Source organism: Shinella yambaruensis (assembly GCF_050859155.1).
Taxonomy (GTDB): Bacteria; Pseudomonadota; Alphaproteobacteria; order Rhizobiales; family Rhizobiaceae; genus Shinella; species Shinella yambaruensis.
Map to the genome: position 1 here is coordinate 501085 of NZ_CP150639.1, position 14106 is coordinate 515190.

At 67.0% G+C, this 14106-nt stretch carries 12 protein-coding genes and 1 pseudogene; 10 read left to right on the forward strand and 3 right to left on the reverse strand.

Annotated features, from left to right (window positions below; translation table 11 throughout):
* Nucleotides 1-6 precede the first annotated feature (6 nt).
* The 4 genes and pseudogenes from WMC41_RS24675 (at nt 7) to WMC41_RS24690 (ending at nt 5485) form a co-directional block, all read left to right on the forward strand.
* The gene (locus WMC41_RS24675; protein ID WP_432348552.1) at nt 7-768 is read left to right on the forward strand and encodes an ImuA family protein; all 762 of its coding nucleotides are present in this window, start codon (nt 7-9) and stop codon (nt 766-768) included.
* The gene (locus WMC41_RS24680; RefSeq protein WP_432348554.1) at nt 680-2203 is read left to right on the forward strand and encodes a DUF6504 family protein; all 1524 of its coding nucleotides are present in this window, start codon (nt 680-682) and stop codon (nt 2201-2203) included. Before WMC41_RS24675 ends, WMC41_RS24680 begins: the two co-directional genes overlap by 89 nt.
* Nucleotides 2200-5251: pseudogene (locus WMC41_RS24685) on the forward strand (error-prone DNA polymerase). Before WMC41_RS24680 ends, WMC41_RS24685 begins: the two are co-directional and overlap by 4 nt.
* Before the next feature lie 114 nt (nt 5252-5365).
* Complete coding sequence (locus tag WMC41_RS24690; protein WP_432348555.1) at nt 5366-5485, forward strand: hypothetical protein; 120 nt, start codon at nt 5366-5368, stop codon at nt 5483-5485.
* Here WMC41_RS24690 and WMC41_RS24695 read toward each other — a convergent pair.
* The 3 genes from WMC41_RS24695 to WMC41_RS24705 form a co-directional block, all read right to left on the reverse strand.
* Complete coding sequence (locus tag WMC41_RS24695) at nt 5479-6726, reverse strand: enolase C-terminal domain-like protein (RefSeq protein WP_272807934.1); 1248 nt, start codon at nt 6724-6726, stop codon at nt 5479-5481. The two genes, WMC41_RS24690 and WMC41_RS24695, sit on opposite strands and share 7 nt — an antisense overlap.
* 20 nt (nt 6727-6746) lie before the next feature.
* A complete protein-coding gene (locus WMC41_RS24700; RefSeq protein WP_244766598.1) occupies nt 6747-7538 on the reverse strand; it encodes an SDR family NAD(P)-dependent oxidoreductase in 792 nt (263 codons plus the stop codon).
* Nucleotides 7539-7613: 75 nt separating this feature from the next.
* Nucleotides 7614-8507 (reverse strand): SMP-30/gluconolactonase/LRE family protein, encoded by an 894-nt coding sequence (locus WMC41_RS24705; RefSeq protein ID WP_432348558.1) that lies wholly within the window; start codon nt 8505-8507, stop codon nt 7614-7616.
* Between the two features lie 101 nt (nt 8508-8608).
* Here WMC41_RS24705 and WMC41_RS24710 point away from each other — a divergent pair, with 101 nt between their 5' ends.
* The 6 genes from WMC41_RS24710 to WMC41_RS24735 all read left to right on the forward strand — a co-directional run bounded on the left by WMC41_RS24710 (nt 8609) and on the right by WMC41_RS24735 (nt 14106).
* A complete protein-coding gene (locus WMC41_RS24710; RefSeq protein ID WP_064333114.1) occupies nt 8609-9340 on the forward strand; it encodes a FadR/GntR family transcriptional regulator in 732 nt (243 codons plus the stop codon).
* 2 nt (nt 9341-9342) lie between these two features.
* Nucleotides 9343-10542: a mandelate racemase/muconate lactonizing enzyme family protein gene (locus tag WMC41_RS24715; protein ID WP_432348560.1), complete on the forward strand. Its 1200-nt coding sequence runs from the start codon at nt 9343-9345 to the stop codon at nt 10540-10542.
* A 71-nt stretch (nt 10543-10613) separates the two neighbouring features.
* Complete coding sequence (locus WMC41_RS24720) at nt 10614-11306, forward strand: GntR family transcriptional regulator (protein ID WP_244766601.1); 693 nt, start codon at nt 10614-10616, stop codon at nt 11304-11306.
* Between the two features lie 46 nt (nt 11307-11352).
* Nucleotides 11353-12327 carry a sugar ABC transporter substrate-binding protein gene (locus WMC41_RS24725; protein ID WP_432349336.1) on the forward strand — a complete coding sequence of 325 codons (975 nt, stop codon included), beginning with the start codon at nt 11353-11355 and terminating at the stop codon, nt 12325-12327.
* Between the two features lie 67 nt (nt 12328-12394).
* Nucleotides 12395-13378, forward strand: coding sequence for an ABC transporter permease (locus WMC41_RS24730; protein WP_244766602.1), 984 nt, complete (start codon nt 12395-12397; stop codon nt 13376-13378).
* Nucleotides 13375-14106 (forward strand): ATP-binding cassette domain-containing protein, encoded by a 732-nt coding sequence (locus WMC41_RS24735; RefSeq protein ID WP_432348562.1) that lies wholly within the window; start codon nt 13375-13377, stop codon nt 14104-14106. Before WMC41_RS24730 ends, WMC41_RS24735 begins: the two co-directional genes overlap by 4 nt.

Consider the following 14106-nt stretch of genomic DNA (forward strand, 5'->3'; position numbering starts at 1 on the left):
AAGCCGATGTCCGCCTCCGTCCATGCCGTTGTCGCCGATCTGCGCGACCGCATCCGGCAGTTCGACGGCCGCGCCCAGCGCGACCGGGCGGTGCTGCCCTTCGGCGTGCCGGAGATCGACGAGCGGCTGCCGGGCGGCGGGCTGGCGCTGGCCAGCCTGCACGAGATCTGCGGCGGCGGCAACGATGCCGTCGAGGCCAGCGCCGCAATGCTCTTTGCCGCCGGCATCGCCGCGCGCACGAAGGGGCAGGTGCTCTGGTGCCTCACGCGGCCCGATCTTTTCGCGCCGGCGCTGGCGCAGGCGGGGCTTGCGCCCGGCCGCGTCCTCTATGTGGAGGCGGGCGACGAGAAGAGCCTGCTGCTCTGTTTCGAGGAGGGGTTGCGCCATGGCGGGCTCGGCGCCGTCGTCGCCGAGGTGGCGCGCCTGTCGATGACCGCCTCGCGCCGCCTGCAGCTCGCCGCGGAGGCCGGCGGCACGCTCGGCCTTGCCCTGCGCCGCTTCCGCCACCGGAAGGAGGCGGCTGCCCTTGCGCAGCCCTCCGCCGCGGTGACGCGCTGGCGGGTCCATGTGCGGCCTTCCGCACCCCTTCCCGTGCCCGGCATCGGCCGGGCGCAATGGCTGCTGGAGCTGGCCCGCTGCCGGGCCGGCGAGGCGGCGGACTTTGACGTGGAGGCCACCGATGCCGAGGGTCGTATCGCTTTTTCTTCCCGGCTGGCCGATCGATCGCCTGCGGCGGGCGCTCGGCGCATCGGCGCCGCCGCCGGATAGCCGGCTCGTGCTTGTCGGCCGCGACGGCGCGCGCCGCATCCTGACGGCGGTGAGCCGGCCGGCCGAGCAGGCGGGCCTGCGCGTCGGCATGCCGCTCACCAAGGCCCATGCGCTGCTGCCGGGCGTTACCACCATGCCGGCCGACCCCGCGGCCGATGCCGCTGCCCTGGGCCGCCTCGCGCTCTGGGCTCTGCAGCACTATGCGCCCATCGTCGCCCCGGACCCGCCCGATGGCCTCGTCATCGACACGACCGGCGCCGATCACCTGCACGGCGGTGAGGCGCGCATGCTGACCGGCCTCGTCAACCGTCTTTCCGCCTCCGGCATCTTTGCCCGTGCCGCCATCGCCGACAGCTGGGGTGCGGCCCATGCCGCCGCCCGCTTCCTTGCCGATCCCGTATGCGTCCTCCCGCCGGGCAAGGCCGGCGAGACCGTGTCGCCCCTGCCGGTCGCGGGATTGCGGATACCGCCGGAAACCGTGGCGGGCCTTCATGTGCTCGGCTTCTCCACGATCGGGGATGTGCTGGCCGTGCCGCGCGCGCCGCTCGTCCTGCGCTTCGGCCCGCTTCTCGGCCGCCGGCTCGACCAGCTCCAGGGCACGATTTCCGAACCCGTCGATCCGCTGCGCGACCCGGAGCTCGTCACGGTCCGCAAGGTTTTCGGCGAGCCGATCGGCGCCCCCGAGACCATCGCGCGCTACACGGCCGGTCTCGTGCGCGATCTCTGCGCGGCGCTGGAAAAACGCGGCCTCGGCGCCCGCCGGCTCGATCTCCTCTTCCATCGTGTCGACAATTCCCTGCAGGCGATCCGCATCGGCACGGCGCGGCCCGCGCGCGACGAAAGACAGCTCATCCGGCTCCTGGCGGACCGCATCGAGACGATCGATCCCGGCTTCGGCATCGAGATCATGGACCTGACCGCGACGCTGGCCGAACCGCTTGTCCTGCAACAGGCCGTCTCCTCCCTGATTGAGGCGGAGGAAGCGGACCTTGCCGGCCTCGTCGACGTGATCGTCAACCGCATCGGTGCCGCGCGCCTCTACCGCATCGCCCCGGTCGAAAGCGACGTGCCGGAGCGCTCCTTCCGCCGCATTCCGCCGCTTTCGCCCGAGACGGGCACGACCTGGCCAAGCCACTGGCCGCGTCCCGCCCGTCTCCTGGCCCGGCCGGAGCCGGTGGAGGTCATGGCCCTCCTGCCGGACCATCCGCCCGCCTCCTTCACCTGGCGCGGCGTGCGGCGGCTGGTCAAGCGGGCCGATGGGCCGGAGCGCATCTTCGGCGAATGGTGGAAGCGCGATGCCGAGCTGGCGGCCGTGCGGGATTATTTCCAGGTCGAGGACACAGGGGGGGAACGCTTCTGGCTCTTCCGTTCCGGCAACGAAGAGCAGGCGGCAAGCGGCATCGGCCGCTGGTTCCTGCACGGGATTTTCGCATGAATCCGCGCTACGCCGAGCTTCAGGTGACGTCCCACTTCTCGTTCCTGCGCGGGGCGAGCAGCTGTGCGGATCTGTTTGCGCAGGCAAGCGCCCTTGGCATCGAGGCGCTTGCCGTCGTCGATCGCAACAGCCTTGCCGGCGTCGTCCAGGCCTTCAAGGCGTCGCGGGAGCTTCCGGAGGATGCCCCGTCGGTGCGGCTGGTGATCGGCTGCCGGCTCGACCTCGTCGATGGCATGTCGCTGCTCGTCTATCCGACCGACCGCGCCGCCTATGGCCGTCTCTGCCGCCTGCTCACCATCGGCAAGGAGAGGGCCGGCAAGGGCAAGTGCCATCTCGACTGGTTCGATGTCGTCGACTGGAGCGAGGGTCTCCTCGCCGTGCTGGTGCCGGACGAGGCGGACGAGACCGCCGCCTTCCAGCTGCGCCGCCTGCACACGCATTTCAAGGAGCGCTGTCGTCACCTGCATCCGCCACAACGTCGCCATCGACAATGCCGGCTTCCTGCGCGAACGCCACGCCGACCGCTACCTCAAGCCCCCGGAGGAAATGCACCGTCTCTTCGCGCGTTATCCGGAGGCGTTGCGGCGGACGCTGGAGATCGTCGAGCGCTGCCGGTTCTCGCTGGACGAGCTGATGTATCAGTATCCGGACGAGAAGGAGTATGCGCACCTCACGCCACAGGAGGCGCTGGAGAAATATACGTGGGAGGGAGCGGCCAGGCGCTATCCCGGCGGCGTGCCCGAGGAGGTGCGCAGTAAGCTCGTTTACGAATTGCGGCTCATCGAGAAAATGAAATACGCGCCGTATTTCCTTACCGTGAATTCCATCGTCCGCCATGCCCGCAACCTGCCTGTCCCGATTCTCTGCCAGGGCAGGGGGTCGGCCGCAAACAGTGCCGTCTGCTTTGTCCTTGAGATCACGGCGATCGACCCGATGGAGAATGGCAGCCTCCTCTTCGAGCGCTTCGTCTCGGAGCAGCGCGGCGAGCCGCCCGATATCGACGTGGATTTCGAGCATGAGCGCCGGGAGGAGGTGATCCAGTGGATCTACGAGACCTACGGCAAGGATCGCTCGGCGCTCTGCGCCACCGTCATCCGTTATCGCTCGCGCGCGGCCATGCGGGATGTCGGACGCGCGCTCGGCATGCCGGAGGATGTGTTGAAGGCGCTGTCCTCGCAGGTCTGGGGCTGGTCCAACGACGTCCCGCAAAGCCATGCGAACGCGGCCGGGCTCAATGTGGACGATCGCCGCCTCCGGCTGCTGTTCGAGCTTGCCCGCCAGTTGATCAATACGCCACGCCACCTCTCGCAACACCCCGGCGGTTTCGTGCTGACGCGCGACCGGCTGGACGATCTCGTGCCGATCGAGCCGGCGGCCATGGACGACCGCCAGGTGATCGAATGGGACAAGGACGACATCGAGTACCTGAACTTCATGAAGGTCGACGTGCTGGCGCTCGGCATGCTCACCTGCATGCGCCGTGCCTTCGATTTCCTGCGGGAGCACAAGGGAGAGAGCCGTACGCTTGCCAGCATCCCCGCGGACGATCCGCCGACCTACGAGATGATCTCCAGGGCCGACACGATCGGCACCTTCCAGATCGAGAGCCGGGCGCAGATGTCCATGCTGCCGCGCCTCAAGCCGAAGGAGTTTTATGATATCGTCATCCAGGTGGCGATCGTCCGGCCGGGGCCGATCCAGGGCGACATGGTGCATCCCTATCTGCGGCGGCGGCAGGGATTGGAGAGCGTGGAATATCCCAAGCCTGCTTTCGAGAAGGTTCTGAAAAGAACCCTTGGCGTACCGCTGTTCCAGGAGCAGGCGATGCAGGTGGCGATCGACTGTGCGGGTTTTGAGCCGGGACGGGCCGACCAGTTGCGCCGGGCAATGGCGACGTTCAAGCAGACCGGAGGGGTCGACAAATTCCGTGAGGAACTGATCGAGGGCATGGTCAGGAACGACTATGCCCGCGACTTCGCCGAACGTATCTGCCGCCAGCTCGAAGGGTTCGGCTCCTACGGTTTCCCGGAAAGCCACGCCTACAGTTTCGCGATCATCGCCTATGCCTCCGCCTGGATGAAATGCCATCACCCGGACGTCTTCTGCGCCGCCCTGCTCAATTCCCAGCCGATGGGGTTCTACGCCCCGGCACAGATCGTGCGCGATGCGCGCGAGCACGGGGTGGAGGTGCGTCCGGTCTGCATCAATGCCAGCCGCTGGGATTGCACGCTGGAGCCGACGGACGAGGAGGGGCGGCTTGCCGTGCGGCTCGGGCTGCGGATGGTCAAGGGCCTCGACAACAAGGAGATGGGCGGTTTTCTTGCAGCAAGGGGCGAGGCGCCGTTTGCCTCGGTCGATGACCTCTGGCGCCGCACGGAACTCGCATCCGACACGCTGGTGCGGCTTGCCGAGGCGGATGCCTTCCGGCCATCGCTCGGGCTTTCCCGGCGCGAGGCCTTGTGGACGATCCGCGGCTTGCGGGACGAGCCGCTGCCGCTGTTTTCCGCGGCGGCCGAGCGGGAGGCCGCGGCCCTGCCGGAATTGACGGAACCGGTGGTAGCATTGCGGCCCATGGCGACGGGCGGCGAGGTGGTGGAGGACTATGGCCGCGTCGGCCTGACGCTGCGGGCCCATCCGGTGAGCTTCCTGCGGGAGGGCCTCGCCCGCCGCCGCCTGCTTTCCTGCGCCGAAGCGACGCGGCTTCGCGATCGCCAGAAGGTCGAGACGGCCGGCATCGTGCTCGTCCGCCAGCAGCCGGGCTCGGCCAAGGGTGTCATCTTCGTGACGATCGAGGATGAGACGGGCATCGCCAACCTCGTCGTCTGGCGCAAGGTCTTCCTCGCCTATCGCCCCATCGTGATGGGCGCGCCAATGATCGGCGTCAAAGGTTACATCCAGCGGGAGGGCGAGGTGGTGCATATCGTCGTGCAGCACCTTACCGATCTTTCGGCCGACTTCGCCACCATCGGCCGGCGTGGCGATGCCGCGCAGCCGCAAGCCCGCGAGGCGGTGCAGACCATCCGCGTCAAATCCCGCGACTTCCATTGAGGTCCCCGAAGGCCGACCTTTGGGACGTCGATACGTTCCGGACGCGCTTGTCGCAGCTGCCGCCGAGGGCGACCGGCAGATGCGGTGGTCATCTCCCTCGAAGACGCGTTGAGGATGGCGACGGCAAACCCGAGCCGCCTGATGGGACTGGAGGAAAACGTCGGCTTCCTCCGGCCCGGCATGCCGGCCGATATCGGCCTGCTCGACGGTTTCGGGGACGATCCGGCTCAGTAATCCACGATCCGGTCGTCGGCCGGGTCGGCCCAGCGCGTGTTCGGCACGGTCGAGAACCAGCCGGGGCGGGCGGGGTCGCGGTCATAGGCGTAGCCGCCCAGCGACTTGTAGAGATCGGAATATTGGCCGAGCTTGTCGCGGTCGAGCGTGATGCCGAGGCCGGGGGCGGTGGGCACGGCGATCTTGCCGTCGACATAGCGCATCGGGCCGCCGACGATCACGTCGTCGACGAGCTGGTGGTAGTGCGCATCGCCGGTGAAGACGAGGTTCGGCAGCACCGCGCCGAGATGCAGCATGGTGGCGAGCTGGATGCCGAGCTCGCCGGAGGAGTGCACGGCGATGCCGAGCTGGAAGGTCTCGCAGACGGCGGCCGCCTTGATGCAGGGCCGGATGCCGCCCCAGAAGGTCGTGTCGAGCAGGATGACGTCGCAGGCCGGCGCCAGGACATTGGTGGCAAGCTGCTCGAAATTGACGACGATCGTGTTGGTGGCGAGCGGCATATGCGTGTTCTCGCGCACGCGGCGCATGCCGTTGAGGCCCCAGGTCGGGTCCTCGTAATAGTCGTTGTTGAGGTCCTCGATGCCCTTGGCGAAACGGATCGCCTCCTCCACCGTGAAGGCGGCATTGGGGTCGTAGCGCACGCTGTCGGTGCCGACGGCCTTGGCCAGCGCCCGGTAGACCTCCAGCTCGTAATCCGGTGGAAAGACACCGCTCTTCAGCTTGTGGGCGGTGAAGCCGTGCGTCTTCTTGAGGCTGAGCGCCTGGTCGATGAGCTGGTCGGCGGTGCGGATCTCGCCCGCGCCCGTCTCCTTGTTCGGCAGGCGGAAGAACAGGTAGCTGGCAAAGCCCACCGCATCGCGCATCCTGCCGCCGAGAAGATCGTAGACCGGCACGTCGAGGAACTTGCCCATGATGTCGAGGCAGGCGAACTCGATGGCCGCATGCATCTGCGTGCGGTTGTTGTAGAGGCTGGCGGTCGGATTGCAGATCTTGAAGCGGAGCTGCTCCAGCTCGAACGGATCGTGGCCGACGAGATAGGGCTTCAGCGCCCGGAAGGCGGCCTCGGCGCTTTCGCCGCCGCCGCCCATCTCGCCGAGCCCGACGAGGCCGACATCGGTCTCGACCTCCACGATGGTGCGCACGAAGCGTCCCCAATGGGCGCCGTTGGAATGGCGCAGCGGCGCCTCGAGCGGCACCGTCACGGTGGTGGCGCGGATGTCGGTGATGACGGGCCGTTTCATGGCGGGTCTCCGGTTCTCGTTCATTCGGGCAGGACGATGCCGAGCTTGGCCATCGTGCCGCCATCGATCTTGATGTCCGCGCCCGTGATGAAGCGGGCCTTGTCGCTGGCGAGGAAGGCGACGAGATCGGCGATCTCGGAGGGTTTTCCCACCCGGCCGACCGGATGGCCCTTGCCCCACAGCGCGATCGTCTCATCCTGGCTGTGCTCGCCCTTCCACAGGTCCGCCGCCCAGCGCAGCATCGGCGTGTCGACGGAGGCGGGGCAGACGGCGTTGACCGTGATGTTCTCCGCCGCATGGTCGAGCGCCATCGCGCGCACCAGGGCGTTGATCGCGCCCTTGCTGGCCGTATAGGCCGCGACGCCCGCCTGCGAGGCATAGGCCTGCACGGAGGAGATCGCGACGATCGCCCCGCCGCCGCGCTTGCGCATTTCGGGGATGGCGAAGCGGGAGGCGAGGTAGATGCCCTTCAGGTTGATGTCGAAGACGTCGTCCCAGACATCTTCCGGCGTGTCGACGACCGTGCCGTAGCGCTGGATGCCGGCGCAGCAGGCGAGCACGTCGAGGCCGCCATGGCGCGCCACGGCCGTGGCGACGGCGCGCTCCATGTCGTCCGCCCGGCGCACGTCGCCGACGAAGCCGGAGGCGTTCGGCCCGATCGCCGCGACGGCCTCGTCCACCGATGTGGCATCGTTCGCGACGACGAGGACCCTGCCGCCGGCACCCGCGAACCGTTCCGCGCAGGCCCGGCCCATGCCGAGGCTGCCGCCGGTCACGATGATGCTCCTGCCGGAAAATTCATCCGCGCTCATGGTCGTTCTCCTTCCCGCTCGGCTTAACTAACATTCTACCATACCAGATTGTCAACCGGGATTTCTCGATGGGTATCAGCCGGCGAATCTCGGTTCGGGAATGCCGGCGCCGGCCCCGTCGATCGCAACGAGGCTGCCCTCCGCCGGATTTGCGGCAAGGTGCTCGGCGCTCATCGTGAAGCGGGCGGAGGTGACGTAGAGGGTGGAGAGGTCCGGGCCGCCGAAGGTGCAGCTTGTCGGCCAGGTGACGGGCAGTTCCGCCAGCGCCAGCAGCGCGCCGTCGGCGGTGAAGCGGGCGACCGAGGCGCCGCCGACCACCCGGCAGTTCCACAGCGTGTCCTCGGCATCCATGCAGGAGCCGTCCGGCAGGCCGCGCTCGAAGCCGCTGACGATGGTGCGCCGGTCGCTGATCGTCTTCGCTGTTGGATCGTAGGCGAAGGCGTAGATTTCGTTTTCCGGCGTATCGGCGAAGAGGAAGCGTCCGTCGCGCGTCCAGCCCATCGTGTTGGTGATGCCGTATTCGCGCGGCGTGAGCTGCGTGACGGTGCCGGTGGGGTCGATCCGGTAGATGGCGCCGGACTTGCGGTCCATCGCCCGGGGCGAGCCGTCCGGGTTGAGATTGTTCTGCATGGTGGAGACCCAGAAGGAGCCGTCGGGCGCGACGCGGCCTTCGTTCAGCCGGTTGTCGGCAAGGTCCGGCTCTGGCACAGCAAAGGTCTCGAAGGCTTCGCCCGGCCGCCAGAAGGCGACCTCGCGGCGCAGCCCGACGATGAAGCCGCCGGAGGCGCGAAGGCCGATCGACGTCGGGAAGTCCGGCGCCGGCCAGTCGGCATGCTCGCCGCTGCGCGGCTCATGGCGGTGGATGCGCTTGCCGCCGATATCCACCCAGTAGAGCGCCTCTTCCTCGCCGGACCAGATGATGCTTTCGCCGACGATGTCGCCCGCGGCGTATTCGATCCTTGCCTTCACGCGCAGCCCTCCCGCATCCGCCAAATTCACGTTGACAATAGCTGAGAGTGAATCTAATTCAAGGTCACTAAGTACCTATATGATAGGTAGGAGGCGACGGGATGGAATCGAAGTCGGAACCGGATGCGGCCGGCGGGCAGAAGGGCGGCGAAGGCCTGCTCGGCGGCGTCATGGATGCCGTCCGGATCCACATCCGCGAAAACGGCCTGCAGGTCGGCGACTGGCTGCCGAGCGAGGGCGCCTTCGCGGAAAAGCTCGGCGTTTCCCGCGGCATCGTGCGCGAGGCCTATCGCTCGCTGTCCGCGCTGACGCTGATCGATATCGGCAACGGCCGTCGTCCGCGGGTGGCCGCGCCGAGGGCGGACGTGCTGGCGCTGGTCACCGACCATGCCGTGCACACCGACCAGGTGACGATCCAGCAGATTTTCGATGTCCGCCGCACGGTGGAGCGCCGGACGGTCGTGCTCGCCGCGATGCGCCGCACGGACCGCGAGGCCGCCGCGATCGTCGCGCTGGCCGAGGCGATGCAGCGGGATTTCGACGCGCCGCAAAAGGTGATGGAGCACGACATCGCCTTCCACGAGGCGATCGGCGCGGCGTCGCGCAATCCGATGTTCTCGCTGATCGTCGGCTCGTTCCATGTGGTGACGCGCCAGACCTGGCCGATCGGCTGGGCAAGCCGCGCCAGCAACGAGACGCGGCAGGAAAGCATCGACGGCCACATGACCATCGCCCGGGCCATCGCCAATGGCGACCCGACGACGGGCGAGCAGGCGATGGTCGAGCATTTCGATCTGACGGTGAAGGCGCTGCTGGCGGCGGGAGTGTATTGAGCATGAAGATCACCGCGTTCGAAACCGTCCGCGCCCGCGACTTTCCCAACATCCTCTGGGTGCGCATCCACACCGACGAGGGCCTTGTCGGGCTCGGCGAGACCTTCTTCATGGCCGCGACGGTGGAGGCCTACATCCACGAGGTCGTGGCGCCGAAGCTGCTCGGCCGCGATCCCCTGGAGATCGACCGCATCTCGAAGGACCTGACGGGCTATCTCGGCTTCCGCTCGACGGGGGCGGAGATGCGCGGCAATTCAGCCGTGGATATCGGCCTGTGGGACCTCTTCGGCAAGGCGACGAACCTGCCGATCGCCCAGTTGCTCGGCGGTTTCTCGCGGCGCGAGATCCGCACCTACAACACCTGCGCCGGCAATACCTACATGCGCGAGGCGAAGGGCCAGCAGACCGGCAATTACGGCATCGGCGGCCCGCGGCGCGACCATGACGACCTCAACGGCTTCCTGGAGCGGGCGGACGAGCTTGCCGAAGACCTCCTGTCGGAGGGCATCACGGCCATGAAGATCTGGCCGTTCGACATCGCGGCGGAAAAGAGCGGCGGCCAGTACATTTCCGGGCCGGACCTGCGCAAGGCGCTCGAACCCTTCGAGAAGATCCGCAAGCGCGTCGGCGACCGCATGGACATCATGGTCGAGTTCCACTCCATGTGGCAGCTCACCCCGGCCATCCAGATCGCCCGGGCGCTCGAGCCCTACGCCACTTTCTGGCACGAGGACCCGATCAAGATGGATTCGCTCTCCAGCCTCAAGCGCTATGCGGCGGCGAGCCGCGCGCCGCTCTGCGCCTCGGAGACGCTCGCCACCCGCTGGGCCTTCCGCGACCTGATGGAGACGGATGCCGCCGGTGTCGTCATGCTCGACCTTTCCTGGTGCGGCGGCCTTTCCGAGGCCAAGAAGATCGCCACCATGGCGGAGGCCTGGCATCTGCCGGTCGCTCCGCATGACTGCACCGGTCCTGTCGTGCTCGCCGCCTCGACGCACCTGTCGCTGAACGCGCCGAACGCGCTCGTGCAGGAAAGCGTGCGCGCCTATTACAAGACCTGGTACGCCGAGCTGACGACGCAGCTGCCGACCGTGACGAACGGCATGATCACCGTTCCCCCCGGGCCGGGCCACGGCGTCGATCTCGCGCCGGATCTCGACCGGAAATTCGACGTCTCGCGCCGGACTTCGGCACTGGAGTGATCGTGTAACGCTGACCACTTGACTTGTATGGTAGTAGGCTAGTAGCCTGTAACGGGATGGAGGAGGCCGGAATGCAGAACATCAAACCGCAGCGCGTTCTTTCGGCCGCCGAAGCCGTCGGGCCGCAGGTCTACCGCATCCTGCGCGAGCAGATCATCCAGGCCGAGCTGACGCCGGGCGAGCGCATCTCCGAGGCCGAGATCGCCAAAAGCCTGTCGATCAGCCGCCAGCCGGTGCGCGAAGCCTTCATCAAGCTGTCGGAGGAGGGCCTTGTTCAGGTCCTGCCGCAGCGCGGCACCTATGTGACGCGGATCTCCACCGCCTCCGTGATGGACGTGCGCTTCGTGCGCGAGGCGATCGAAGCCGATATCGTGCGCCAGGTCGCCGGCGAGCACACGGCCGGGACCGTGCGGGAGCTGCGCGACCAGATCGCAAGGCAGAAGCAGGTGCCGCAGGACGACCGCGCCGCCTTTCTGCGGCTCGACGAACTCTTCCACCACACGCTCGCGGCGGCCGCGGGCCGCGCCTATGCCTGGAGCGTCATAGAAAGCGTCAAGGCGCAGATGGACCGCGTCCGCTTCCTCAGCGTCGACGACATCCAGATCGGCCGGCTGATCGACCAGCACGAACGCATCGTCGATGCGATCGCCGCCGGCGACGTCGGCAAGGCCGAGACGGCATTGCGCACGCATCTGCGCGAGATCCTCAAATCGCTGCCCGAGATCGCCCGGGCGCGGACGGAATTCTTCGACGGCGTGGCGTGACGCCGGGACGACAACGATTGATGTTCAACGGGAGGTACGCATCATGATGATCCGGAAATTTCTTGCAGGAACAGCCCTCGGGCTGGGGCTGATGGCCTCGGGTGCCAGCGCGGAAGGCCTCAACATCGCCTTCATCAGCCACTCGTCCGCCTCGAACACCTTCTGGCAATCGGTCAAGAAGGGTTATGACGACGCCTGCGGGAAGGTCGGGGCCTCGTGCCAGCTGATCCTCACGCAGACCGAAGGCTCGGTCGAGCAGGCCGTCGCCAATCTTCAGGCGGCCATCGCCTCCAGGCCGGATGCGATCTTCGTCGCGATCGTCGACAACAACGCCTATGACAACGTGATCAAGGAAGCCGTCGATTCCGGCATCCTCGTGCTCGCCGTCAATGTGGACGACAGCGAAGGCGCCAAGGGCAATGCCCGCAAGGCCTTCATCGGCCAGGGCTTCACCGCGGCCGGCTACTCGCTCGCCAAGGCGCAGTCGGAGAATTTCCCCAAGGAAGGCCCGCTCAACCTGCTGGTCGGCGTCAATGCGCCGGGCCAGACCTGGTCCGAGCAGCGCGCCGGCGGCGTGATGAAGTTCCTGGAAGAGTACAAGGCCGAGCATGCCGACCGCGAGATCACCATCACGCGCATCGATTCGGCCACCGATCTCGCGCTGACCGCCGACCGCATCGGCGCCTATCTCAACGCCAACCCGGACACCACGGCCTATTTCGACACCGGCTACTGGCATGCCGGCGTCGCCAAGGTGCTGAAGGACCGCGGCATCGAGCCCGGCAAGGTGCTGCTCGGCGGCTTCGACCTCGTGCCGGAGGTCCTGCAGCAGATGGAGGCCGGCTATGTGCAGGTGCAGGTCGACCAGCAGCCCTACATGCAGGGCTTCATGCCGGTCATGCAGGCCTATCTGTGGAAGACTGCCGGCCTGACGCCGTCGGACATCGACACGGGGCAGGGCATCGTCACGCCCAAGGACGTGCCGACCATTCTCGAAATGGCAAAGCAGGGCCTGCGCTGATCCGGCGCTCCTATGGGAAACCGGTGCCTTGCCGCTCGGGCGGGGCACCGAAGCACGAGTGGAGCCCATGAAGCGGTTTCTGAAAATCTATCTCGACAAGCCGGAGCTTGCGGGCCTTGCCCTCCTGATCGTCCTCCTTGCCGTCTTCCAGGTGAAGTCGAACGGCGTGCTTCTCTCCTTCGAGAACGTGCGCGGCGTCATGGGCCTCCTGCCGGAAATGGCGCTCGTCGCCATCGGCGTGACGATCCTGATGATCTGCGGCGAATTCGACCTGTCGGTCGGCTCCGTCTTCGCGCTGATGCCGATGTCGATGGCGGTGATCCTCAATTCCGGCGTGCCCTTCACCGCCGCCGTGCTGCTCGGCCTTGCGATCTGCGCGGTGATCGGCTTCATCAACGGCTATGTGACGCTGCAATTCTCGATCCCGAGCTTCATCACCACGCTCGGCATGCTGTTCATCGCCCGCTCGCTCACCATCGTCATATCCGGCGGCTTTCCGCCGCTCCTGCCCTCCGACCTGCCGACCTGGCTCTTCACGGACTATATCTGGCAGGGCGCGCTCTTCCGCATGTCCTTCGTCTGGTTCGTCGGCATCGCCGTTCTTGCCGCGGCGCTCCTGTCGCTCACCAATTTCGGCAACTGGATCCGCGCCACCGGCGGCTTCAACGAGGCGGCGGCCTCGATGGGCATTCCCGTCAAGCGCGTGAAGATCGTCTGCTTCATGCTCTGCTCGGTGCTTGCCGGCTTTGCGGGCCTGCTCCAGGTGCTGCGCCTCGGCTCGCCGCTGCCCTCGATCGGCGAGGGGCTGGAACTGCAGGCGGTCGCCGCCGCCGTCATCGGCGGCACGGCGCTTGCCGGCGGCATCGGCACGGTCTTCGGCGCCATCATCGGCACGCTGCTCATCCGCACCATCGACAACGGCCTCGTGCTGTCGCGCGTCGATGCCAACTGGTTCAAGTTCGCTATCGGCGTGCTCACCATGTTCGCGGTGATCGCCAATGCCTGGATGGGGAAGATGTCCCGCAAGATCAAGGTGGAGGCGCACAAGTGACGACACCGGTCATCGAATGCCGCAACCTGCAGAAATGGTACAGCGGCGTACACGCACTGAAGAACGTCAACCTCATCATCCATCCCGGCGAGACCGTTGGCCTTGTCGGCGATAACGGCGCCGGCAAGTCGACGCTGATCAAGATCCTCTCCGGCGTGCATCACCAGGATTCCGGCGAGGTGCTGATCGAGGGCAGGAAGGTGGACCTGCGCAGCCCGAAGGATGCGATGCGCCACGGGCTGGAGACGATCTACCAGTACAATTCCATGGTCCCGACCATGTCGATCGCCCGCAATCTCTTCATCGGCCGCGAGCCGTTGAAATGGTCTGTCTTCGGCTTCGGCCTCATGGACCAGAAGCGCATGCGCGCCGAAAGCGTACAGGCCATCGCCGATGTCGACCTGCACCTGCGCTCGCCGGATGCCTTGGTCGGCGAACTGTCCGGCGGCCAGCGGCAGGGCGTGGCGATTGCCCGCGCCATGCATTTCAAGTCGAAGGTGCTGATCCTCGACGAGCCGACCAACCATCTTTCCGTCAAGGAGACGGACAAGGTGATCGGCTTCGTGCGCGGGTTGAAGGCGCAGGGTCTCACCGGCATCTTCATCTCGCACAACATGCAGCACGTCTTCCAGTCCTGCGACCGCATCGTCGCCATGGCGCGCGGCGAGATCGTCTTCGACAAGCCGACCGCCGCGACCTCGATCGACGAGGTCCACGCCCTTCTGTGA